Genomic DNA, 21584 nt, shown 5'->3' with positions numbered 1-21584 from the left:
GTCGGAAAAGGTGTGTTAATCTTTGGGAATGAGCGGTTTGTAGTACATGCCGATCTTGATGCGGTCGGTCAGGTACTGGCTTTTGAGCTTGATCTTGAGGGTCTCGTTCTCCCACTGGTAGTTGTCCCAGCCGTCTTCCTTCTTGTGGGTGGGCAGGCCGTACTCGTCCATGAGCAGGGCGATGACATCCTTGACATCCTTGGCCTTGTCGATCTCGACGATGGTGGTGTAGAGCCTGTTGTCCCGGAATCCGTAGGTGACGCGGGTGTCCTCGATCTTGGAGATGCCGCAGGCCTCGACCTTGGTCACCCGGTAGTAGCGGATGCCGTCGCCCGTATGGGAGTATTCGAGCTGCTCCAGGGCGGACAGCGGCTCGCCCCACGGGATGGCGTTGCATTCCCCGCTCTGGGCCGCGGCCCCGGACGCGACCAGCAGGAACATCATCAGGGCAAGGGGGGCGCACAGTGTCTTTTTCAAACCAGTCTCCTCCTTCAAACCAAAGTCCTCTTTCAAACGAATCTTCTCCATCGCAGTGATCACGTGTCTGCCCTTGTGCAGCTCAAGGCACTTTCACGGACAGGGCCAGCCCTGTCAACCGGTTTGCGAAAGGTGTTACCCAGAGGGGCTGTGCAATGTGACACTTTTCAATTTTTCTTGGTTTTGCTGGAAACGGCTGCGGGTTCGTTGTATGAACCTCTCCATGGATGTAAACTGGCTCCTCAACGAATGTTCAGACCCCTATACCCTTGAACGGCTCTTCTATGTCGAGCGGTACGCGTGGCTTTCGCTCTCGCCCGACATGTGCGCCGTCATCTCCATCGACGGCCAGTTCGAGGACGTGAACACCCACTGGGAGCGCACCACCGGCATCAGCCGGGAAAAGCTCCAGGGCGCGTACCTCATCGAGCACATCCACTTTGACGACCGCGAGCGTGCCCTGGCCGACATGCAGCGGCTCATCACCTCGGACATCGGCTCCACCACCTTTTCGTTCCGTTTCCTGTGCAAGGGCGAAAGGCATGTGGAGCTGAACTGGAACGTCATTTTCTCCCCCGATCACAACGCCTATTTCTGCACCGTGCTCGATCCGGCCAGGGACGCCGACCGGCTGGCCTACACCGACGTGCTCACCGGCCTGAAGAACCGGCTGGCACTGGGCAGGGATCTGCCCAGCGTCCTGGCCCAGGCGCAGGAGGCCGACTCCAGGGTGGCGGTCCTGTTCATCGATCTCGACGGATTCAAGGCGGTCAACGACACCCTGGGCCACAAGGCGGGCGACACCCTGCTCGTGCGGGCCGCGCGGCGCATGAACTATGTGGTGGGTCAGCAGGGCGACACCTACCGTCCGGGCGGCGACGAGTTCGTGGTGGTCATTCCCAAGGCGGACCGCGACATTGTGGCCGGGATAGCCGGACAGCTGGTGGAGCGGCTGCGGGCCCAGTACATCATCGAGAACAAGCGCGTGAACACCGGCGCGTCCCTGGGCATCGCCCTCTACCCCACCGACGGGGAGACTGCGGAAAAACTCATGGAAGCGGCGGACCGGGCCATGTATTTGGTCAAGCGGGGGGGCAAGAACAACTTCGCCTTCCATATCGACGGCCTGGGCGACGAGCCCTGCCTGGACTGATTTCCCCCCTCCTCAAGCCCCTGAACAACGACGGTGGCACGGGCTGCCGGAATGCCTAGCCAGTCGCCTTGGTCCCGGAATAGGTGAAGGCCTTTTTGTCCATGGTGTAATAGCCGTCCCTGTCTATGCCCACGGCCCGGCCACACGGGCACCACACCTTGCCGTCGCGCTCCTCCAGGTTCCAGACCCTGTCGATGCGGTCCTTGTGGCAGCGGTGCACTTCGCCCGGCCCGATCTTGTTGTATCGCCACAGCTTGCGGCGGCAGGCCGCACACTTGAGAATGAGCATGGCGTTGCCTCGCGGTCAGCCGCGTTCGTAGGTCATGGTGTCCACGGGCGGGAAATCGCCGAGCTTTCGGTCGATGCCCGCCTGGAGGAACGAATCGACCCACCAGTAGATGTTGTTTTTCCTGATCAGGTCGCGAAGGCGGCTCATGTGGCTCTGGCGCTGGCCCTTGTCCCAGTGAAAGGCGCGGTGCAGGGCCTTGGCCACGCCCTCAAGGTCATAGGGGTTGACCAGATAGGCGTCCTTTTGCAGCTGGGCCGCGGCCCCGGCGAATTCGCTGAGCACCAGTACGCCGTCCCCGGACACGTTGCAGGCGCAGTATTCCTTGGCCACCAGGTTCATGCCGTCGCGCAGGGGGGTGACCAGGGCGATATCGGCGGCGCAGTAATAGGCCACCAGCTCCTCGGGCGGAAAGCTGCGATAATGGTAATGGACCGGCACCCAGCCGGGGAAGGAGAATTCGCCGTTGACCCGGCTCACGAGCTGTTCGATCTCGGTGCGCAGATCCTTGTACTCGTCCACTTCCTCGCGGCTGGGCACCGCGATCTGGATGAAGTTGAGCTGCCCGTGGAGGTCGGGGTAGCGGCGCAGCAGGGTCTGGATGGAGCGGATGCGTTCCGGGATGCCCTTGGTGTAGTCGAGCCGGTCCACGCCGAGGATGATCTTGCGGTGGCGCAGGGCCTCCTTGATGTCAAAGGCCGCGCGGGCCACCTCGGGCCGGTTGGCTATGGCCGCGAACTGGTTGTAGTCGATGGAGATGGGGAAGGTGCCCAGGCGGAACTGGTGGCTGCCCATGTCCACTGTGACCACCGCCCCGCGTCCCTTGACCGAGGCCTCGGGCATGAGCCGGTGCAGGCTGTTGGTGAAGTTCCTGCGGTCCTGGATGGTCTGGAAGCCCACAAGGTCGAATTCCGTCAGGGCCTGGATGAGCTTCCACCGCCAGGGCAGCTTCATGAAGATGTCGGGCGGCGGAAAGGGGATGTGCAGGAAGAACCCGGTCCTGCGTTTGACGCCCATGCTCTTGAGGAAGAAGGCCTGATGCATGAGGTGGTAGTCGTGGATCCAGACGAAGTCGTCCTGGGTGGTGCTGCGCGCCACCACCTCGGCGAATTTGAAGTTCACGTCGAGGTACATGCGCCAGGAGTCCGGTTCAAACCGGCAGCGGGTTTGCAGGTCATGAAACAGCGGCCAGATGATCTCGTTGGAAAAGCCGAAATAGTAGCCCGCCACCTCGTCGCTGGTCAGGGGTACTGTGCGCAGGTCGTACCCCGCCTCTGCCGAGAAATCCGAGAGCAGCCCCTCCACGTCCGCGTCCTCTTCCGACGTGCCGGACCAGCCTATCCACATGCCGCCCCGGTTGCGCAGCACCGGGGCCAGGGCCGTGACCAGTCCGCCAGAGCCTGCGTTGACCTTCCACTGGCCGTCCTCGCGGCTCAAAGCCGCCGGGAGCCGGTTGGACACCACCACGAGCCGTCTCATTCCTGTTTCCATGGGTTGCGCCTCCCCCGGTCTGTGTGCGTGCTGATCCTTCATATACGGGAAGATACCGTTCCTGGCCGGTGATGACAAGGTCGGGCTGATCGATCCTGGTCGGCAAAAAATTTTCTCGCGGTTGATGTTGACAAGAAGGACAGGGTTCTTATCTCTACGCGCAGTCCACACCAAGGAGCCGCCCGGAGCGGCCTGTCATTTCATAAAGGAGAGAAACGATGAGTTTGAAACCCCTGCACGACCGCGTCATTGTCAAGAGAAAGGAAGGAGAGACCAAGACCGCCGGGGGCCTCTACATCCCCGATTCCGCCAAGGAAAAGCCGCAGGCCGGCACTGTCGTGGCCGCCGGACCCGAGTGCGAGACCGTGAAGAAGGGTGACTCCATCCTCTTCGCCAAGTACGCTGGCAGCGAGTTCAAGATGGATGGAGACGACCTCGTCATCATGCGCGAGGACGACATCCTCGGCGTGTTCGCCTAACCCCTTCCAACCCCAGCAACAGGACGCAATGCAATGGCAGCAAAATCGATAGATTACAAAGCGATCGCCCGCGAGGGCATGCAGCGCGGCGTGAACATCCTCTCAGACGCCGTCAAGGTCACCCTCGGCCCCAAGGGCCGCAACGTCATGCTCGAGAAGACCTGGGGCGCTCCCCAGGTGACCAAGGACGGCGTGACCGTGGCCGAGAAGATTACCCTTGAGGACAAGCTCGAAAACATGGGCGCCCAGATGGTCAAGGAGGTCGCCTCCAAGACCAACGAGATCGCTGGCGACGGCACCACCACCGCCACCATCCTGGCCCAGGTCATCTTCAACGAGGGCGTCAAGCTGCTGGCCGCTGGCCGCAACCCCATGTCCATCAAGCGCGGCATCGACATCGCGGTCGAGGCCGTGGTGGCCGAGCTGGACTCCATGGCCAAGCCGGTCAAGAAAAGCTCCGAGATCGCCCAGGTGGGCACCATCTCCGCCAACAACGACGAGTCCATCGGCGCGATCCTGGCCGAGGCGGTCGAGAAGGTCGGCGACAACGGCGTCATCACCGTGGAGGAATCCCAGGGGTTGGAGACCGTGCTGGACGTGGTCGAGGGCATGCAGTGGGACAACGGCTGGCTCTCCCCTTATTTCGTCACCAACCAGGACAAGCAGGAGGCTATCTTCGAGAAGCCGTTCATCCTGCTCTCCGAGGGCAAGATTTCGAGCATCAAGCCGCTGGTGCCCATCCTTGAGGCCGTGGCCAAGGCTGGCCGTCCCCTGCTCATCATCGCCGAGACCGTGGAGAACGACGCCCTGGCCGGACTGACCATCAACGCCATGCGCGGCGCGCTCAAGGTCTGCGCTGTCAAGGCCCCCGGCTTTGGCGAGCGGCGCAAGGACATGGTCCGCGACATCGCCGCCATGACCGGCGCCAGCGTCATCTCCGAGGACGCGGGCGTGACCCTCGAATCCATCAAGCCCGAGGATTTCGGCACGGCCAAGAAGGTCGTGATCGGCAAGAAGAACACCCTGATCGTGGGCGGCGCTGGCGACAAGAAGGCCATCAAGGGCCGCTGCGACGAGATTTCCAGCCTGGTCCGGAGCTCCACCAGCGACTACGACCGCGAGAAGCTCCAGGAGCGTCTGGCCAAGCTGGTGGGCGGCGTGGCCGTGATCAAGGTGGGCGCGCCCACCGAGATCGAGATGAAGGAGCGCAAGGACCGCGTCGAGGACGCGCTCAACGCCACCCGCGCCGCTGTCGACGAGGGCATCGTGCCCGGCGGCGGCACTGCGCTGATCCGGGCCGGCAAGGTCCTGGCCAAGCTCAAGGTCGAGGACGACACCGAGATGGCCGGCATCCGCATCATCGCCCGCGCCGTTGAGGAGCCGCTCAAGCAGATCGCCAACAACTGCGGCCTCGAAGGCTCCGTGGTGGTGGAGAAGGTCAAGGGCCTCAAGGGCTCCATGGGCTTCAACGCGGCCACCGGCGAGTACGTGGACCTGGTCAAGGAGGGCGTCATTGATCCCAAGAAGGTCACCCGCATCGCCCTGCAGAACGCGGCCAGCGTCTCCGGCATGCTCCTGACCACCGAATGCGCCATCTCCGAGGCCCCCAAGGACAAGAAATAGCGCTCACGCGCACGAATGAATCAGAAGGCCGGGCAGTGATGCCCGGCCTTTTTCGTGGATTATTTTTCGGTTTCCAGCACCCGGCGGGCGCCGATGAAGTGCTTGCCCCAGAAGGTGTCGAAGAGGGCGGATTCCATGACCGGCTTGCCGGAGCTGGGGGCGTGGACAAAGGTGCCACGGTCGGTGACGATGCCCACATGCAGGGATTTGCCCTTGGTCTCCACCTGATGGAAGATCAGGTCGCCGGGGTGCAGCTGGTCGGCGGCCACGGGGCTGCCCGCGCCGAACTGTTGCCACGACATGCGGGGCAGGGAGACGCCGTTTTGATGATAGGTGTACCAGACCAGCCCGGAGCAGTCGAACCCGGTGGCCGGCGAGTAGCCGCCCCAGGCATAGGGCGCGCCCACCAGGGAGCGGGCCGTGCGCACCACTGCCGCGGCCTTGCCTGTGGCCTGCTGGTGGCTGGGTGCTGTGGCTGACGGAACCGCGCCCGGCGGCGGGGCGGAGACCGTGGCGCAACCGCCCAGGATCAGGGCGGCGATCAGGATCGTGGCCAGCATGGCGGGCCGGAGCGCGGGCCAGGAGCGTGTGAAGGGTGCGGCGTGCCTTGGCATGGGGGTCGCTACTTGACGATGAGGAACGATTCCACGCTGCGCGCGCCCTCGACCGATCTGGCGTGGGCTATGGCGCTGTCGCGCTCGGTGGCCGAGCCCACGATGCCGAGCAGGATGATGTTGCACTGCATGGTCTTGATGTCGATGTTGGTGGACCATACCTGTGTGTCGGTCACCAGTCGCTGCTTGACAATGGTGTAGAGTTCCAGGTTGTCCGCCGTGTTGCAGTCATCGTTGGCGCGTTTGGGGATGAGGTGGGTCGTCACCTTGCGCACGCCCTTGACCCCCTTGGCGATGGACACGGCCCGGTCGATCTGGTCCCGGCTCTCGTATTCGCCGACAATGAAGACATGGCCCTCGTAGCTGAAGGCGTCGAAGTCCATGTACTTGACCAGATCGTCCCGCAGATATTCCCGCTCGATGGCGTAGCTGATGTTCTTGTCGCTGGTCCAGTCGCCGAGGTCGCGCTCCTCCACGGCCACGTCGTAGACGGTGCAGCCAGCGGAAAGGGCGAGCACGGCCAGCAGGCCGAGGATTGCAAAAAATGAAGCGGTGCGCCGCATGGTCAACTCCTTGGGTGTTATCTAGGCTCTTTCATTATAGTGTTTGCTCCGGGACCGCAAGAGGGGCGCGGGGTGCGGCCTTCAGGCGCCGAGCAGGGCCAGGGCCGCCTCAAGGGCGTCGGGCGTCGCGGCCCACCCCCCTGTCCAGGGCGGGGGCAGGGTCAGGGTCTGGCCGTCCAGGCGCAGGGCGAAGCAGTGCAGTCGAAGGGATGTCCGCTGCCTGGCCGGGCCGTATTTGCCGTCGCCCGCCACCGGGTGGCCGCGCGAGGCAAGCTGGACGCGGATCTGGTGGGTGCGGCCCGTGAGCAGCCGCACGGCCAGGAGGCTGCGTTTCTCCCCGGCCAGCAGGCAGGCGACCCGCGCCAGGGCCTCCTTACCCGATCCGTCCCGGACCGGCTCGACTTTTTCGCTGCCCGGCGCACCGCGCTTCTCCAGCTGATCCTCAAGCAGGACCGTGCCCGGTTCGCGCCAGCGCCCCGTGACCCAGGTCAGGTAGAGCTTGCCGATGGTTCCGGCGGCGAACCGGTCGTTGAGGTCGCGCAGGGCGTCGTAGGTCCTGGCCGCCAGGAGCAGGCCGGAGGTGTCCCGGTCCAGCCGGTGGGCCAGGGTGGGTTTGAAGTCCGCGTCGGCAAAGGCGGCGGCCAGCCGCCCGGCCACCGAGTCGCTGATGCCGTCGCCGCCGTGCACGGCCAGCCCGGCTGGCTTGGCGATGACCAGCATCCGGTCGTCGTCGTAAACGAATTCCAGGGGGCCGCCCGGGGCGGCGGGTTTCCCCCCGCCCGTTTCTCCCGGTTCATAGGGGGGGATGCGCACGGTCTGGCCCGCCTCGATGCGGTCAAAGGGCTTGCTGCGCCCCTTGTCCACGCGCACCTGCCCCTTGCGTATCCAGCGCTGGATGGCCGTGCGCGGCACTGCGCCGTCGAGTCTGCGCTCCAGGAACTGGAGGAGCTTCTGGCCTGATTCCGCCGGGGTGACGGTGACGAATTGTGCGCTGTGCATGGGGGGGTGCGGCGGCGCGCCGCCTGCTGGGGCGCGCCGCCGGGTCGTGTCAGCCTATTTGCGGTACCAGAGGCCGGACGGGTCCTGGAGCCAGGTGCCCGCCAGAGCCTGCCGGGCGATGTGGTCGGCCCGGCGCTGGCCCACGAGGTCGGGCGTGGTGCTGGTCTTGCGGGCGATGGCGGCGTAGACCTCGGCCCGGTCCGCGTTCTCGGCCCGGACCACGTCCGCCTGCTTTTCCGGTCCCCGGAATTCGAGGAAGCCCTGGTTGTTCTCGCCCACCGTGCCGTCGGCCAGCAGGGCGGTGATGGCCGGGAGCCGTGCAAGCATCCGGTCCTTGAGCGTTTCCGCCAGGGCCGGTGCGGCCAGCAGGCAGACAATCAGGGCTATGGCGGTGATGAGCTGTCCTTTATTGTGCATTGGGCGTCTCCGTCTGCTCTTTCTGCTTGTCGATGTCCGAGAAGAAGTCGTCGAGCTCCCTGTCCACCTTGACGTTGACATCAATGGTGATGTGGATGGGCTTGACCTCAACCGGGGCTACCTCCACCCTGTGGGTCGAGCCGCAGCCGTACGGCGTGAGCAGCAGGGCGGCGGCAATGATGGCGAGTCCGTGTTTCATGATGATCCCCTTATTCGATGCGTCCGATGACGTTCTTATAAAGCAATATCCGGTCCAACGGTAGGCTGAAATTCACGTCCAGGCGCAATCCCTGGAAATTCGACCCTTGGATGTCCCCCTCGACCTTGACGAAACCGCCGAAATCCTTGCGGTAGACAAAGGGGAGCATCTTGGCTGGCTTGCCGTCCACGGACAGGCGCATGAGCAGGTCGCGACCCACGGTGTCGGCGCGCAGGCGTACCCAGTTGTATTCGAAATCCTGCATGGCCGCGCGAGCCAGCTCGATCTGGGCGCGTTCGGGCGTGCCTTCCGGGATGGCGGCCACGAGGTTGTCCAGCCCCTCCACCTGGATGACGCCGCCCTCGCCGGGCGTGGAGTGCAGGAACCCCTGATGGAATGACAGCTGCCCGCCCTTCCAGACCACGGGCAGCTCGCCGCTCAGGGTCGAGTCGCCCCTGGCCCTGGCCAGCCCCAGCTGCGCCAGCAGCTCGGAGAGGCGCAGCCCGGAGCAGTGCAGGGTCACATCATACTCGTCGCGGCCCGGCACCACGCGGAAGGCCCGGCTCTCCACATGGCCGCCGCACCACGCGAATCGGGCGCGCTCCACCAGGGTCACGCCGCCCGGCTCCACCTGGAAGGCGATCACGCCGTCGGTCATCTCGATGTCCGCCGTCCGCAGCCGTTCGAAGGTCAGAACCTGGGCCGGATCGCTGCGGAAATCGACGATGTCCGGCGACTCGAAATAGAGGTGCAGTCCGTCCAGGCGCACCCCGTCGTTATCCTGCCCCTCGCCGCCATAGACCAGGGAGCCGTCGGTGACAAAAACGCCCAGGCGGCTCTTGAGTCCGGCCTTGTTGTAGTGGACCGCGCCTTCGGCGTCGAGCGTTCCGGCTACGGCCACCCCGGCCAGTCCGGGCGCGAGCGTGCCGGGGTCAAACCCCTTGGGCAGGGGGTAGCCCTTCACCGCAAAGGTCGCCGAGGCGGTTCCGTCCGCCAGGGAGGCATTCCCGGCCAGGGAGGCGCGCAATTTCGGCAGCAGGTCAGTGTTGAAATCGCCGGTGAAGCGAACGCCCAGAGATTCCTGCCACAGGGCCGCGTTCAGGGAGCCGAGTCGGCGCGCCCCCGAGCGTATTGCGGCCACGGTCAGCCGCCCCTGCTCGTGGCGCGCGGGCGCGGGCCAGGCCAGGGGCAGACGCAGGGTCGCGGAACCGGTGGCGAAATCCGCTCCATCCAGCGAGCAGGAGCGGGTCCGCGCCTCCAGGACCATGGCCGCGCTCACGCCTGTTTGCGTTTCGGTCGCAGCGGGCGAGACCGCGCCGCGCAGGGCCAGGGTCAGTCCGCCCAGGCGCAGGGATCGTCCGCCCGCTGCCGCCCGGAAGCTATCCTTCTTCTCCATGGTCAGGGCCACGGTCCAGCCCCCGTTTTCGCGCCTGGCCTCGAAGGCGCCGGGGATGACGGTCCCTTCCGGCAGGGTCGCGGCCGAGGCCAGGGTGAAGTCGGCGCGCACCATGTCGCCGGAGATAATGATCTCCGACGCATGCAGGGTCAGGGGATGCGGGCCGGTCAAGGCCAGGGGGGCCAGGGTTACGGCCACCCCCTCTTCGGCCACGGCAGCGGCAAGCCGCAGGGTGTCGTCGGCCAGGGTCGCACCCAGGCAGGCGAGATCCGCCTGACGCAGGGTGACCGAAGCCGAGGCCACGATGCTCTCGGGCCGGGAGAGGTCCAGAGCGGCTGTCAGTTCGAGGTCGAGAAGGCCGTCCACGGCCAGGGGCAGCAGGTCGCCCAGACTGGCCAGTCGCAGTCCTTGCGCGGCGACGGTCAGGGTAAGGTCGTCCAGAGTAGGCCCCAGATCGGCGCTTATCGATATGTCTTGATCACGGACGCGCAGGGCCGCAGTGACGCGCATCGGCTCCCCTGGGGCGCCGGGCGGTGTCACGGTGGCGGCAAAGGGGATGAACAGGCGCGCAGCCGGGGTGTCCAGGGTCAGGATGGAGTCTTCGATGACCAGTTGGTCAAAGGGCAGGACGGGCAGGGGGGTCTTGCCCGCCTTTGCGCCCGATTCGGCTGCCTGGAACAGGTCGAGCAGGGGCAGGCGGAAGGTCTGGCCGTCATGGGAGCCGGCCAGGGACACGCCCCGGATGACCACCCGGTGGACGCGGCCAAGCCTGAGGGAGGCGGGTGTGTAGGTGACGCGGACGCTTTCCAGCCGCAGGCCGTCGTCCGGATCGCCGGTGGCCAGGGCCAGCTCCACCGGGCCGATGTCGGCGGAGAAGAGCCCGGCGCTGCGGATATGGAACTCCGTGACCGGCAGACCCATGTCCCGCGCCAGTTGCGGGATCAGCCGCTCAAGATAGGTGGGTGTCCACGCCGAAAGCGCCCAGCCCGCGCCAAGGGCCAGGGCCAACACCCACGGCGTGATGCGCAGGGTCCACTTGAGCAACTGTCTGGCCAGGGATTTCGACATTCCCGGAGCATAGCCGTCCCGGCCCGTTCTTGGCAAGGAAGACCGCGCTTATCGGATCAGCCCTGGCGCAAAGGTCACAAGCTGGGGGAAGGCCATGATCAGGGCGATGCACACGCAGTAGGCGACTATGAAGTAGGAGACGCCCTTGAAGACATCGGTCATGGGCACGTTCTTGGCCATGGAGGCCACGATGAACATGTTCACCCCCACCGGCGGGGTGATGGCCCCCAGCGAGGTGACCACGGTGATGAGCACGCCGAACCACAGCGGGTCGTAGCCCATGGCCGTGACCACCGGGAAGAAGATGGGGATGGTCACCAGGAGCAGGGCCAGGGCGTCCATGACCATGCCGCCCACCACGTAGATGAGGCAGATGACCAGGATGATGACCATGGGCGGGATGGGCAGCCCGGCCACCCAGGCCGCTGCCTCGAACGGCATGCGGGTGATGGTCAGGAACCTGCCGAAGATGACCGCGCCCAGGATGATGACCATGATCATGCAGGAAATCTTGAGGGTGTCGTTGACCGCCATCCGGAACTTGTCGAGGCTCATGCGGCCCGTGGCCGTGGCCAGGATCAGGGCCATGCCCGCGCCTGCCGCGCCCGCTTCGGTGGGGGTGAACAGGCCCAGGAAGAGCCCGCCCATGACCATGAGGAAGATGACCACCATCTCGATGGAGCCGGGCAGGGAGCGCAGCTTGTCGGCCAGGGTGGTCTTGGGGCCTGCCGGACCCCACGCAGGGTGTCTGCGGCACAGGTACCAGATGGTGGCCATGAAGAGCAGGGTCAGCAGGATGCCCGGCACCATGCCGCCCAGGAAGAGTTGGGCAATGGACTGGCTGGTTTGCAGACCAATGATGATGAGCACCACCGAGGGCGGGATGACCACGCCCAGGGTGGCCCCGGCAGCCACCGAGCCGGTGGACAGGACCGGGCTGTACTTGAATTTCTTCATCTCCGGCAGGGCCACGGTGGACATGGTGGCCGCCGTGGCCGAGTTGGAGCCGCAGATGGCCGAGAACCCGGCGCAGGCCAGGATGGTGGTCATGGCCAGCCCGCCCCGGACCTCGCCCATCCAGGCGTAGGCCGAGCGGTAGAGCCGCTCGTTGACGCCGGAGTAGAAACATATCTGCCCCATGAGGATGAACAGCGGGATGACGGTCAGCCCGTAGTTGGAGAACACGTCCCACAGCTCGGTGCCGAGCATGCCTGTGGCGGCCTGCCAGTTGAGGACGTAGGCAAAGCCGACAAACCCGATGATGCCCATGGCAAAGCCCACGGGGATGCGCAGAAAAAAGATGGCCAGCAGCAGGACGGCGGTGCCGACCATGCCAGCGGTGATCGGGTCCATTAGTCCACCGTCTCGGAGGTCAGGGTTTTGAGGGTGTCCACCATGAGCACGAAGGCCAGGGCCAGGCAGCCGAAGGCAGTGGCATAGACAAAGGGGTGGAAGACAATGCCCAGGGTTTCGGAGAGTTCGCCCGTGTCCACGAGGAAGGCGGCCCATTTCCAGGTCTCAAGTCCGGCCAGTCCGAAGAAGAGGCAGGAGACGAGGCTGGTGCCTGCCTCGGCAGCCCGGCGCACGCCCCTGGGGAATCGGGCCAGTAGGATGCCCACAGCCACGTGCGAGCGCTGCCGCTGGGCAAAGGCCAGGGAAAAGGCCGCCACCACTGCGCCCAGGTAGCCCATCAGTTCAAAGGTGCCTTGGACCGGAACCCACACGGCCCGCAGGACCATGTTGGCGCAGGCCAGGACGACCATGGCCACGAGGAATATGCCTGCCAGCGCGGTCAGCGTCCGGGCCAGGAACGCGCTGGTCTTGTCGAGGATGTCTATCATGGCGCATCAGGGCGTCCCCTCCGGCCAGGGGCCGGAGGGGACGCGGGGATTACTTGCCGAACTCGGCTTCGTATTTGGCCTTGAAGGCGAGCATGTCGTTCAGGATGGTGTCGGCGTCGAGGCCCGCCTTGGCGGCCTCACCCTTCCACTCGTCCACAAGCCCGGCGCTTTTGACCCTGATCTCCTCGTGCTCGGCCTCGGTCAGGGTGAAGACCTCCACCTGATACTGCTCCTTGGACCACGCCAGGGAGTCGTTGATGTGCTTGTCCAGGTATTCTCCGGTCCACTGCGCCTGCTCGCGGCCCAGGTCGTCGAGGGTCTTTTTCACGTCGTCGGGCAGCGCGTCCCAGCAGGCCTTGTTCATGATCACCGCAAAGGGATAGACTGGCATGTTGGTGATGGTCTCAAAGCGGCAGAGCTCCGCGAAGTTGAAGTCCTTGAGCACGTCGAACGAGGAGACCAGCCCCTTGACCACGCCCTTTTGCAGGGCCTCCGGGGTCTGGGACATGGGCATGCCCACGCCTTGTGCGCCCAGCCCGGCCAGGATGTTCAGGATGGAGCCCGAGGCGCGCAGCTCCATGCCCTTGAGGTCGGAGAGCTGTCTGACAGGTTCCTTGCTCATGATGTTGGAGGGGGCCGAGGTGAACAGGGTCAGCACCTTGACATCGCCGAGTTCGGCGGGCCGGTGCTTCTGGTAGACGTCCCACATGGTCAGGCTGGCCACCTTGGTGGAGGTGAAAGCCACCGGCAGGTTCAGGACCGACATGGCCGGGAACACGCCGGGATAGTAGGGGAGGCTGATGCAGCCGATGTCGGCCTGTCCGGTCTGCACGCCGCGCAGCATGTTCTTGGCGCCGAGCAGGGTGGAGCCGGGGAAGGTCTGGATGGCCAGGGCTCCGCCGGTGCGTTTCTCCACCTCTTCCTTCCAATGCTCCATCTGGATGCACGGGAAGGTGGTGGCGGGCGGGAAGTTGGCGTAGGTCAGCGTGGTCGCCGCCATGGCGGTGGCGGCCAGCAGACAGACGAGGGTCATGGCGGCGGCCAGCAGGATGATCGGTCTTCGCATCACTCTCTCCTTGAAGGTGCTTGATTCCCGGACGCGCCAGGGCGCGTCCGCATGGCTATATATTGAGGTCGTACGCCAATACCACGGTCTGGCGGTTGGTGAAGCCCATGCCTCCGGGGAAGGTGTTGAGCAGTACGCACAGTTCCATCTTGCCGTCGTTGTTCAGGTCAGCCACGGCGATGTCCGAGACCTGGCCCTTGATGCGCCGGGTCTTCCAGGAGAGGGCCATGCCCACGCCGTCCCAGGTCAGGGCGTGAACCTCGCCCTGGGTATAGTAGTTGAAGCGCTCGAACACCTGGGCGGCGATGGAGAGGTCCTTGTTGACCAGCAGCTCGTACTTGCCCTTCTGGGTCAGGGAGGTGGCGAGCATCCGGAACGGGACGTTGAAGGTGGTGGTCTTGGAATCCACCGCGCCGGGGCCCATGCCGAGCGGCCTGTCGCTGGTCTCGATGCCGATGCCGGAACTGTTGTAGGTGTCGTCGTCCGTGGACGAGAGGCGTTCCATGGTCTGGCCGTACACCTTGAGCCGGTGGAAGTCGTCGAGGACCACGTATTTGAAGCCGAACTCGTCGGGCAGGTAGACCATGCTGTAGATGGAGCCGAACTCGGGCGAAGGGATGCTCTGACCAAGCTCGATGGAACCGCCCTTGAGATAGGCCTCGTATATCTTGGTGGAGAACAGGTGCCTGACGCCCTGGTCCTGGGAAACCATGATCGGGGTGTAGGTGGGCGGCATCCGCAGCACGCCGAGGAACTTGCCGTAATCCTTGACCAGGAACTGGAACTTGCCGCTCTTGAAGGAGAGCACGTGGGATTTGGGCCAGCCTTCCGGGGCCTTGAGGGCGCTGCGGTACTGGCTCTGGTAGGTGCCCACGACCAGTTCATTGGCGCCGTCCCTGTCCAGGTCCACCGCCTCCAGGCGAAGATATTGCGTGTTCGGGTTCATTTCGAGGGTGTCAAGGTGCTTGAGCTTGCCGTCATCGTAGCTGTAGGCGGAGATGCCTGTCTTATGGAGGATGAAGACCTCGTTCTGGCCGTCGCCCGTGCCGTCGGCCACCACCATGCTGGTGGAGAAGAAGCGCAGGGTCTGGCTGCGCCAGCGACCCTCGGTCTCTGAGCCGCCCTCGTAGCGGAACTGGGGGTTGAGGGTGTCGGCCTTGTATTGGTCGTCATTGGCCATGAGGAACTGGGTGTTGGCCGGCTCCGTGGGACTGGCCACGCCGTCCTTGATATCCGTGGCCTTGGCCGTCACCTCGCCGGCGCTGAAGCCGGGCCGCTTGAAGACATCGCCCATGATCGACCGGCTCTGGGCATCGAGCCAGGTGGTGATCTCGTTGATGCCCATCTGTCCCTTGTTTTCCCAGAACGAGCCGTCGGTGCCCACGGCCATCATGTGCAGGGTGGCCGTGGTGTCCAGGATGGCGATGTCGCCCGAGACGAGGTAGTCAAGCCCGGTGCTGCGCAGGGCGTTGATGGCGTCCGCCTTGTTCCTGGGCGCGGCGATGCCGTCTATGGCCGCGTCGCTGGTCGGGGTCACATGCCCGGCCCATTCAAGGCTGCTGCCCAGGCTGGATTGTAAGGCTTTGGGAAAATAAGCGTATTTTTGGGGCCCGTTGTAGGAGAACGGGATCACGGCAAATTTTTTCGCGCCTTGCGCCAGGGCCGGGGCGGCCATGAGCAGCACCGCCAGGGCGGCGATGATGGGGGCGGCGAATCGACGGTTCAACATGTATTCCTCCGTGGTGGGGCGGGTTGCGCGTTTGCGGCTGGGCAACGCGTGGCGTTGCATGGCAGGCACTTGTACCAGTTTCTGCGCCGGGATGCAAAGGCAGTCTGCGGTTGCCTCCCTCCGGGCAAGGCTGTATTGGTCCCTCTGGGGCGACCGCCGCCGCTGGGGCGGGCCTGGCGTCCGGCTGCCCGGAGAGGTTCATGACCGCCACACTTCGCACATTCAGGCTTGTCTGCGACGACCACGCCGTGCCGCACGTCGAGGCGCTGCTGGCCGCTCAGGGGTTCGCCTTCGAGCCCGAGCCGTTCTACCCGCTGGCCCGCAGGCTTATCCGGGAGCCCTTTGCCCTGGGCGACAGCCTGGCCGCCCGCTTCGGGCTCATCTACATTCAGGACCGCTCCTCCATGCTGCCGCCCCTGCTGCTCGATCCGGAGGCAGGCGCGAGCGTGCTCGACATGTGTTCGGCTCCGGGCAGCAAGACCGGCCTGCTATCGCGCCTGGTCGGGCGCGAGGGGTTCGTCTTCGCGTCCGAGCCTTCCGCCGACCGGCTGGGCACCTTGCGCGCCAACCTGCGCCGGACCGGTTCGGTCAACACGGCCACGGCCAAGGCCAAGGCGCAGGACCTGCCGTTCCCCGACGGCTCGTGGGACTGCATCCAGCTCGACCCGCCGTGCAGCGGCTGGGGAACCGTGGACAAGAACCCCAAGGTCATGGAGCTGTGGGGCGAGGGCAAGACCGGCCCGCTGGTGGCCCTGCAAAAGACGCTCCTGACCAAGGCCGCGGCCCTGCTCGCGCCAGACGGCAGCGTGCTCTACTCCACCTGCACCACCAATGTGGAGGAGAACGAGGCCCAGGTGGCCTGGGCTTTGGACACCCTCGACCTCGCGCTGGAGCCCCTGGCCGCGCCGCCCGGCTTCATCTTCGGCCAGCCCGAGCTGCCGGGCATGGACGGCGTGCTGCGCGTGGCCGCGGATTCCGAGGGGCAGGGATTTTTCCTGGCCCGGTTCCGCAAGCAAGGCGGCGCGTGCGCAACCCTCGACCCTGGAGCGCAAAAAACGGAGCTGCCCGGCCACCGGCTGGACCTCTCGCGCATGGCCGGGAGCGATATCCTGCACCTGCCGGGCCTGCCGCCGGGCGAGGTATACGACTTTGGCGGCAAGGCGTTTTTTCTCCACGAGCAGGGGCTGGCGCGGATTCCCCAGTCGTTGCGCTGGCAGGGGTTTGCCCTTGGCAAGGTGTCGGGCCAGGGCCGGGATGCGCGCTTCAGGCCCGACGGGGCGGCCCGCATACTCCTGCCGCCGCCCGGAACGCGAAACGGGCCGGACGCCCTGCGCCTCGACGATATCGCCGACCTTGAGCGGCTGCTTTCGGGCCAGAGCCTGCCCCACGCGCCCGGCAAGGGGCCGGTGGGCCTCTACTACCGGGACGTGCCCCTGGCCTGGCTGTCGCGCAAAGGCAACCGGGTCGTAATGTCGATGAAATAGTCTGTGATTACAGGTGCCTGAGTGCTGCTTAAATTTTTTGAAAAAGCGTTGACAAAAACAACGCGTGTGGGCAGTATCCCCTTCGCTGAATGTGGATGAGGGTTCTGCCAGGAGACCGTGCCACCCCGCCAAAATGGGTTGACAAAAATCTCCGGGCCAAGCTAAAGACACTCTTCCTGCGGGCGGGTAGCTCAGCTGGGAGAGCATCGGCCTTACAAGCCGAGGGTCACAGGTTCGAGCCCTGTTCCGCCTACCAGAATTGCAGTAAAGCGTCACTTAACGCGCTTTATATAGATGCGGAGCCGTAGTTAAGTTGGTTATAACGCCGGCCTGTCACGCCGGAGGCCGAGGGTTCGAGTCCCTTCGGCTCCGCCACTAAAGATCAAGGACATCAATGAAAGTTGGTGTCCTTTTTCTTTTGTGCGGTCCGGGAATTGTCGGACAAAGCCACGGACACAGTATTGATTTTAGGTAGCAATCGTGCAGGGTTGGAATGTTGGTTTCTATTACGGCTTCTGGGTAGATACACACATCCTCTCGGATTTGTTCGAGGGGTGGGATGGGTCAGGTATCTAGCTCGGTTTTAAATTTGACAAACACTTCTGACAAGAGCCTGTGTATGTTGGAAATTATTTCATCGGTATATTCTTTCGCTACGATGAAATGGCTTCCGTCAAAGTTAAATCGAGTTGAGTTTTTATCAATCTTTTTAAGTTGTTCAATGGTGTTGTCATTCATCAGGGTCAAGTCACCATTCTCGTGCGCAATAGCATTTCGAACTTTATAAACGTCCTCTAAAAAAGCCCATTCTTCCTTTGAATGTATATCAGGCATTTTTAGTATGTCGGAAAAAAATAGCTGAATGCGCTCAAGAAAACAGCCTTTTAGCTTTTGTGGGGTTATCTTCAACTTTGGGTGTTTGTCTGCTGCGAGTCTTCTAGCAAATGTTGATATGATTGTTTCATATGTTGACCATGCAAACAGAATTGTTCCATGAAGAAAAAAGCGTGGAGCAATAAAATCTTTCGTATACTCATAAATACCTTGGTAGAGTCTAAACTCATCTTGATCCTCACAGCTAAGCATGTCTTCCTGGGCTTTGCCGATGAAGATATCCATCTGTTTTAATTGAGTTTTATGTAGGCCAAGAAGGTCGCTTAAACTTGCTTCAATTTCGAGATATCTCAGGTCAAGGATGAAATTTTGTGATTGAGGTGAGTTTTTCATATCTTTTCAAACCACTGCCCATCAACTTCAACTTCCTCAACCATCCGAACATTCACACCGAGTCGAAGCTTCTTGAGCATTTCAACGAGGTCATCGCCTTCGATCAGGTCTATCGGTGAAGCCCCGTCACGGGTCGCTTCCCTGGTGGCTTCGCGTGAAAACGTCCCTGTGGTGATGAATAGCCCTTTGTCGGCTCTGCCCACCATGGCCCCCCTGAAGTCCCGGATTGCTCCCGGCCCTACGGAGCCCTTGTAGCGTTTGCATTGGAAGACAACGTGGTAGCTCAGGACATCCTGAATCTTCACGATCCCTTTCCCGTCAATGCCACCGTCACCGGATTTGCCAGTGACTTCGACTTGAACGAAACCGATTTCACGGAGGAGGCGTTTGGTCAGGCGTTCAAAAGCATTGGGGTCAAGGGCTAGAATTGTTTGGTGCATGACCTCGCGCCAATCGCCCGTTTCAGGGATGGCCTCCGGGGCTTCGTTGATCACCTTCTTCTTCGAGTTCTTGCTGAGACCGCGAACAGATTGGACAATCTCTTCAGCATCAAGCTTCATCCCGCGCTGGTACTTTTCCGTGAATGACCAGACGCCCCGCTCGGAGTTGTCGATCAATCCGACCTTCTTGAGATAGGTCCTGGCCCAGGCGAGACGATACTCGACTTCGTTCTGGCTGGACTTTTCCGGGTTGTGGGGTTGGGAAGTGATTTCTTCGGCAAGGCCAAGGAACTGGATCACTCCCTCGGCGATTTCCTGGTTGGTTCCTGATCCTCCAAGCTCGTCAATGACCTGGATCGTCGGAATCATCAGTTCGTGGTATTGTGGTATATTTTTCATGGTGTAGTGGGTTGAGGTTTTCAGTCGATATATATCATCGCCTTAGGGAAGCCAATATCCAAAAGAATAAATGATGATGCTTGGGCAAACTACCCGGCTCCTGTTTTGCCGTTCTTCGCTATAACACCCAGGGAAGTATGGTTCTGCTTCCAGCCGGCCTGGGGGGTGAGGCGCTTGTGGGCAGGCAAATGCGTTTCTTTTTTGCATTTCCTTAAACGCGGATCAGCGTTATCTTGATTTCATTTGTTTTCTCCAATATGACGGTTCCATGTATCAAGAAACAGAACGCGGCTCGCCGGGGGCGAATTTGCGCCAGGGCATGCGATCTCGCGTGTTGGCGTGCGCCGTCATGGCGTTATGGAGTGTATGTATGGTCTTGAATGGTGAAGCCAGGGCCGCCTCGCTTGCGGTCTACGGACCGGGCGGGCCTTATCCGGCCATTCGCAAATGCGCGGAGATCTTCGGTGCCAGGCAGGGCGTGGCAGTGGATGTGCAATTCGGCGAACCGGCCAAGCAGGCGGATCAGGCTGCGAAGAACGGCGATGTCTATTACACCGGCGCGGAATACATGATGGACGATTTCATCCGGGAGTACCCGACGCTTCTCGACGAATCCGCCATCATCTATCCTGCCGCCCGGCGGGTGGGGATCATCGTGCGGCAGGGCAACCCGAAGGGCGTGCAAAGCCTGGGCGATCTGGCCGCGCCCGGCATGCGCATCCTGGACGTGAGCCTTGAGAACATGGCCGACCTTCGTGGGAAGGCCAACGCCAATACAACGGTGTTTGTCACCACGGGCCGCCAGGGTTTTACGGCCTGGAAGACAAACAACAACCTGGACGCCTGGGTGACATACAAAACCTGGGCCGAGCAGCTTGACCCCGGCGAGGGCGAGTTCATCCCCATCGACGGCCCCAAGGGGCTGCGCCGGATTCCGGTGACGGTGATGCGAAACGCGCCCCACCCGGACCTGGCCAGGGCTTTTCTGAAATTCCTGGAAACGGACGAGGCCCGAGCCGTGTTTCTTGAAAATGGGTACGAGCCGTACTGAAGGAGAAAGGAATGCGCATACTCGGCCTCAACTCCAGCCCCAAGGGAAAGGCCAGCCAGACCCGGCGGCTTGTCCAGGCGGTTTTGGACGGCGCAGCGGCAAAAGGCGCGGAAACGGAATACATTGATCTGCGCAAGTACACAATCGAGTACTGCATTGGCTGCCGCAAATGCTTTGCCACCGGCAAGTGCGTTTTCGATGACGACTATGCCCCGCTGTTGGAAAAAATGCTGGCGGCCGACGGCATGGTCTGGGGCTCTCCCAATTACTCCTTCTGTGTGAATGCGCCCATGAAGGCGCTCATCGACCGCATGGCCGACGTCATCCACTGCCAGTATTTCGACGGCAAATACTGCGCCGCCGTCTGCACGGCCGGTCGCGATCATGCCATCATCACCCGTTTTCTCGCCAACAACTTCAACGACCTCGGAGCCTATGTCACGGGAACGGCCGGGGCCCTGGTCACGGAAGGTGAAGCAGCCGTGGCGCGAGCCGAAATCCTGTCTTTCTCCCTGGGGCAAGCCCTGGCGGACGATATTGTTTCGCAACGGCCCTATTTCGACCAACACGTGGCCATCGACGCAAACAGGTTGGACTTTCAGGCTAAAATTCGCCAATATAAAGAGCAATGGCCCTACCAGTACGAATACTGGGAGAAAAGGGGCTGGGGCTGATCCCGGGCGGCTAAGGACGCGGTCCCTCTCTTGCGATTTTTGGCATCCGTTGCCGCTGATTTTTTCCAGGAAGCAAAAAGTCCAGGAGCGTAAAAAGCTTTTCAATCCCTGCTCTTCCTGTAGTTGAACACAGCGGTGTGCGTCCTGATTTGGCTTGGATGCATGGGCTGTACCTTGTGAAAACGTAATAATTTTTGGGGCTGTCCTAGCTAAGCACTCCGCTTAGGCTTAGGATGGCATCATGTACGAAAGGAAAAGCAGGCTCAGCCCACAGAAGCGGGCCAGGCTCATTGAGCACTTCATTGCCGGCACAACGGCACGTGCTGCCGCTCAACTGGTGGACGTCAACAAGAACACGGCGGCCACGTTTTTCACTCGGCTGAGGAAAATCATTGCCGATGAGATGGAAAAGGCATCGCCATTCGACGGTGAGATTGAAGTTGATGAGAGCTATTTCGGAGGAGTCAGGAAAGGCAAGCGCGGTCGAGGTGCTGCAGGGAAAGTCCCTGTTTTCGGCTTGTTGAAGCGTGGAGGGCGGGTTTATACGGTCATGATCCCAAACGCCCGGAGCACGACACTTCTCCCCATCATGGAGCGCATGATCTTGCCGGACAGTATCGTGTACACTGACGCTTTCAGAAGCTATGATGCGCTGGATGTCTCGGACTTCCACCATGTGCGGATCAATCACTCTGAAAGGTTCGTGGACAGGCAAAACCACATCAATGGGATTGAGAACTTTTGGAACCAAGCCAAGCGCCACCTCCGCCGGTTCAACGGCATCCCCAGGGACAGTTTTTTCCTGTTCCTTAAAGAGTGTGAGTGGCGGTTCAATTGTGGTGACCATAAAATGTTACTCAAGCAACTGAAAAAGTGGATTAATCAGCGGGGAAAATCCTAGTTAGCTA

Annotated in this window: 22 protein-coding genes and 2 tRNA genes; 9 read left to right on the top strand and 15 right to left on the bottom strand. The window is 62.5% G+C overall.

The annotated features are described in order from the left end of the window. Window positions 1-15: 15 nt before the first annotated feature. Window positions 16-477, bottom strand: coding sequence for a hypothetical protein (locus DAES_RS14815; protein WP_236608420.1), 462 nt, complete (start codon window positions 475-477; stop codon window positions 16-18). 211 nt (window positions 478-688) lie between these two features. Here DAES_RS14815 and DAES_RS14810 point away from each other — a divergent pair, with 211 nt between their 5' ends. Next, complete coding sequence (locus tag DAES_RS14810; RefSeq protein ID WP_013515846.1) at window positions 689-1630, top strand: sensor domain-containing diguanylate cyclase; 942 nt, start codon at window positions 689-691, stop codon at window positions 1628-1630. A 55-nt stretch (window positions 1631-1685) separates the two neighbouring features. Here the strand turns inward: DAES_RS14810 and DAES_RS14805 are convergent, their stop codons facing one another. Both DAES_RS14805 and DAES_RS14800 read right to left on the bottom strand, forming a co-directional pair. Next, a complete protein-coding gene (locus DAES_RS14805) occupies window positions 1686-1919 on the bottom strand; it encodes a hypothetical protein (RefSeq protein WP_013515845.1) in 234 nt (77 codons plus the stop codon). 15 nt (window positions 1920-1934) lie between these two features. Next, a complete protein-coding gene (locus tag DAES_RS14800; protein WP_013515844.1) occupies window positions 1935-3407 on the bottom strand; it encodes an alpha,alpha-trehalose-phosphate synthase (UDP-forming) in 1473 nt (490 codons plus the stop codon). Window positions 3408-3625: 218 nt separating this feature from the next. On the opposite strand from DAES_RS14800, the gene DAES_RS14795 reads away from it, so the two are divergent. Then, on the top strand, window positions 3626-3886 hold the full coding sequence (locus DAES_RS14795) for a co-chaperone GroES (protein ID WP_013515843.1): 261 nt from the start codon (window positions 3626-3628) through the stop codon (window positions 3884-3886). A gap of 33 nt (window positions 3887-3919) precedes the next feature. Continuing rightward, entirely contained in the window at window positions 3920-5509 is a 1590-nt protein-coding gene (gene groL, locus DAES_RS14790) for a chaperonin GroEL (RefSeq protein WP_013515842.1), read from the top strand. Between the two features lie 59 nt (window positions 5510-5568). On the opposite strand, the gene DAES_RS14785 is transcribed toward groL, so the two are convergent. The 10 genes from DAES_RS14785 to DAES_RS14740 all read right to left on the bottom strand — a co-directional run bounded on the left by DAES_RS14785 (window position 5569) and on the right by DAES_RS14740 (window position 15401). Beyond that, window positions 5569-6123: a C40 family peptidase gene (locus DAES_RS14785; protein WP_013515841.1), complete on the bottom strand. Its 555-nt coding sequence runs from the start codon at window positions 6121-6123 to the stop codon at window positions 5569-5571. An 8-nt stretch (window positions 6124-6131) separates the two neighbouring features. After that, the gene (locus DAES_RS14780; RefSeq protein ID WP_013515840.1) at window positions 6132-6686 is read right to left on the bottom strand and encodes a BON domain-containing protein; all 555 of its coding nucleotides are present in this window, start codon (window positions 6684-6686) and stop codon (window positions 6132-6134) included. A gap of 81 nt (window positions 6687-6767) precedes the next feature. Next, window positions 6768-7685, bottom strand: a complete 918-nt coding sequence (locus DAES_RS14775) for an RluA family pseudouridine synthase (RefSeq protein WP_013515839.1) — start codon at window positions 7683-7685, stop codon at window positions 6768-6770. A gap of 54 nt (window positions 7686-7739) precedes the next feature. Continuing rightward, window positions 7740-8102: a YdbL family protein gene (locus DAES_RS14770; RefSeq protein WP_013515838.1), complete on the bottom strand. Its 363-nt coding sequence runs from the start codon at window positions 8100-8102 to the stop codon at window positions 7740-7742. Then, a complete protein-coding gene (locus tag DAES_RS14765; RefSeq protein WP_013515837.1) occupies window positions 8092-8301 on the bottom strand; it encodes a YnbE family lipoprotein in 210 nt (69 codons plus the stop codon). Before DAES_RS14765 ends, DAES_RS14770 begins: the two co-directional genes overlap by 11 nt. 10 nt (window positions 8302-8311) lie before the next feature. Further along, window positions 8312-10765, bottom strand: coding sequence for an intermembrane phospholipid transport protein YdbH family protein (locus DAES_RS14760; RefSeq protein WP_013515836.1), 2454 nt, complete (start codon window positions 10763-10765; stop codon window positions 8312-8314). A 48-nt stretch (window positions 10766-10813) separates the two neighbouring features. After that, window positions 10814-12118, bottom strand: coding sequence for a TRAP transporter large permease (locus tag DAES_RS14755; protein WP_013515835.1), 1305 nt, complete (start codon window positions 12116-12118; stop codon window positions 10814-10816). Next, window positions 12118-12606, bottom strand: a complete 489-nt coding sequence (locus DAES_RS14750; RefSeq protein ID WP_013515834.1) for a TRAP transporter small permease — start codon at window positions 12604-12606, stop codon at window positions 12118-12120. Before DAES_RS14750 ends, DAES_RS14755 begins: the two co-directional genes overlap by 1 nt. Before the next feature lie 49 nt (window positions 12607-12655). After that, window positions 12656-13672, bottom strand: coding sequence for a TRAP transporter substrate-binding protein (locus tag DAES_RS14745; protein WP_013515833.1), 1017 nt, complete (start codon window positions 13670-13672; stop codon window positions 12656-12658). A 55-nt stretch (window positions 13673-13727) separates the two neighbouring features. After that, the gene (locus tag DAES_RS14740; protein ID WP_013515832.1) at window positions 13728-15401 is read right to left on the bottom strand and encodes an FG-GAP repeat domain-containing protein; all 1674 of its coding nucleotides are present in this window, start codon (window positions 15399-15401) and stop codon (window positions 13728-13730) included. A 200-nt stretch (window positions 15402-15601) separates the two neighbouring features. Here DAES_RS14740 and DAES_RS14735 point away from each other — a divergent pair, with 200 nt between their 5' ends. The 3 genes from DAES_RS14735 (at window position 15602) to DAES_RS14725 (ending at window position 17260) form a co-directional block, all read left to right on the top strand. Further along, on the top strand, window positions 15602-16885 hold the full coding sequence (locus DAES_RS14735; protein WP_013515831.1) for a class I SAM-dependent methyltransferase: 1284 nt from the start codon (window positions 15602-15604) through the stop codon (window positions 16883-16885). A 180-nt stretch (window positions 16886-17065) separates the two neighbouring features. After that, window positions 17066-17141: transfer RNA gene (locus tag DAES_RS14730), tRNA-Val, on the top strand. Window positions 17142-17183: 42 nt separating this feature from the next. After that, window positions 17184-17260: transfer RNA gene (locus DAES_RS14725), tRNA-Asp, on the top strand. Window positions 17261-17449: 189 nt separating this feature from the next. On the opposite strand, the gene DAES_RS14720 is transcribed toward DAES_RS14725, so the two are convergent. Both DAES_RS14720 and DAES_RS14715 read right to left on the bottom strand, forming a co-directional pair. After that, window positions 17450-18112: a hypothetical protein gene (locus DAES_RS14720; RefSeq protein ID WP_013515830.1), complete on the bottom strand. Its 663-nt coding sequence runs from the start codon at window positions 18110-18112 to the stop codon at window positions 17450-17452. Continuing rightward, a complete protein-coding gene (locus DAES_RS14715) occupies window positions 18109-18921 on the bottom strand; it encodes a restriction endonuclease (RefSeq protein WP_201764304.1) in 813 nt (270 codons plus the stop codon). The genes DAES_RS14720 and DAES_RS14715 overlap by 4 nt, the downstream gene beginning before the upstream one ends. 400 nt (window positions 18922-19321) lie before the next feature. Here DAES_RS14715 and DAES_RS14710 point away from each other — a divergent pair, with 400 nt between their 5' ends. The 3 genes from DAES_RS14710 to DAES_RS14700 all read left to right on the top strand — a co-directional run bounded on the left by DAES_RS14710 (window position 19322) and on the right by DAES_RS14700 (window position 21577). After that, a complete protein-coding gene (locus DAES_RS14710) occupies window positions 19322-20002 on the top strand; it encodes a substrate-binding domain-containing protein (protein ID WP_013515828.1) in 681 nt (226 codons plus the stop codon). An 11-nt stretch (window positions 20003-20013) separates the two neighbouring features. Continuing rightward, complete coding sequence (locus DAES_RS14705; protein ID WP_013515827.1) at window positions 20014-20676, top strand: flavodoxin family protein; 663 nt, start codon at window positions 20014-20016, stop codon at window positions 20674-20676. 241 nt (window positions 20677-20917) lie between these two features. Beyond that, window positions 20918-21577, top strand: coding sequence for an IS1595-like element ISDae1 family transposase (locus DAES_RS14700; RefSeq protein WP_013515367.1), 660 nt, complete (start codon window positions 20918-20920; stop codon window positions 21575-21577). Window positions 21578-21584: the final 7 nt, after the last annotated feature.

This window comes from Pseudodesulfovibrio aespoeensis Aspo-2 (assembly GCF_000176915.2).
Lineage (GTDB): Bacteria > Desulfobacterota > Desulfovibrionia > Desulfovibrionales > Desulfovibrionaceae > Pseudodesulfovibrio > Pseudodesulfovibrio aespoeensis.
Note: the sequence above shows the minus strand (reverse complement) of the source record. Positions and strands in the feature narration are given on the sequence as shown.

Coding starts and splice junctions, on each gene's coding strand:
- DAES_RS14735 (WP_013515831.1), top strand. CDS start 15,602: ATGACCGCCACACTTCGCACATTCAGGCTTGTCTGCGACGACCACGCC.
- DAES_RS14700 (WP_013515367.1), top strand. CDS start 20,918: ATGTACGAAAGGAAAAGCAGGCTCAGCCCACAGAAGCGGGCCAGGCTC.
- DAES_RS14720 (WP_013515830.1), bottom strand. CDS start 18,112: ATGAAAAACTCACCTCAATCACAAAATTTCATCCTTGACCTGAGATAT.
- DAES_RS14750 (WP_013515834.1), bottom strand. CDS start 12,606: ATGATAGACATCCTCGACAAGACCAGCGCGTTCCTGGCCCGGACGCTG.
- DAES_RS14805 (WP_013515845.1), bottom strand. CDS start 1,919: ATGCTCATTCTCAAGTGTGCGGCCTGCCGCCGCAAGCTGTGGCGATAC.
- DAES_RS14810 (WP_013515846.1), top strand. CDS start 689: ATGAACCTCTCCATGGATGTAAACTGGCTCCTCAACGAATGTTCAGAC.
- DAES_RS14800 (WP_013515844.1), bottom strand. CDS start 3,407: ATGGAAACAGGAATGAGACGGCTCGTGGTGGTGTCCAACCGGCTCCCG.
- DAES_RS14760 (WP_013515836.1), bottom strand. CDS start 10,765: ATGTCGAAATCCCTGGCCAGACAGTTGCTCAAGTGGACCCTGCGCATC.
- DAES_RS14755 (WP_013515835.1), bottom strand. CDS start 12,118: ATGGACCCGATCACCGCTGGCATGGTCGGCACCGCCGTCCTGCTGCTG.
- DAES_RS14705 (WP_013515827.1), top strand. CDS start 20,014: ATGCGCATACTCGGCCTCAACTCCAGCCCCAAGGGAAAGGCCAGCCAG.
- DAES_RS14785 (WP_013515841.1), bottom strand. CDS start 6,123: ATGCCAAGGCACGCCGCACCCTTCACACGCTCCTGGCCCGCGCTCCGG.
- DAES_RS14715 (WP_201764304.1), bottom strand. CDS start 18,921: ATGATTCCGACGATCCAGGTCATTGACGAGCTTGGAGGATCAGGAACC.
- DAES_RS14770 (WP_013515838.1), bottom strand. CDS start 8,102: ATGCACAATAAAGGACAGCTCATCACCGCCATAGCCCTGATTGTCTGC.
- DAES_RS14775 (WP_013515839.1), bottom strand. CDS start 7,685: ATGCACAGCGCACAATTCGTCACCGTCACCCCGGCGGAATCAGGCCAG.
- DAES_RS14740 (WP_013515832.1), bottom strand. CDS start 15,401: ATGTTGAACCGTCGATTCGCCGCCCCCATCATCGCCGCCCTGGCGGTG.
- DAES_RS14745 (WP_013515833.1), bottom strand. CDS start 13,672: ATGCGAAGACCGATCATCCTGCTGGCCGCCGCCATGACCCTCGTCTGT.
- DAES_RS14710 (WP_013515828.1), top strand. CDS start 19,322: ATGGTCTTGAATGGTGAAGCCAGGGCCGCCTCGCTTGCGGTCTACGGA.
- groL (WP_013515842.1), top strand. CDS start 3,920: ATGGCAGCAAAATCGATAGATTACAAAGCGATCGCCCGCGAGGGCATG.
- DAES_RS14795 (WP_013515843.1), top strand. CDS start 3,626: ATGAGTTTGAAACCCCTGCACGACCGCGTCATTGTCAAGAGAAAGGAA.
- DAES_RS14765 (WP_013515837.1), bottom strand. CDS start 8,301: ATGAAACACGGACTCGCCATCATTGCCGCCGCCCTGCTGCTCACGCCG.
- DAES_RS14780 (WP_013515840.1), bottom strand. CDS start 6,686: ATGCGGCGCACCGCTTCATTTTTTGCAATCCTCGGCCTGCTGGCCGTG.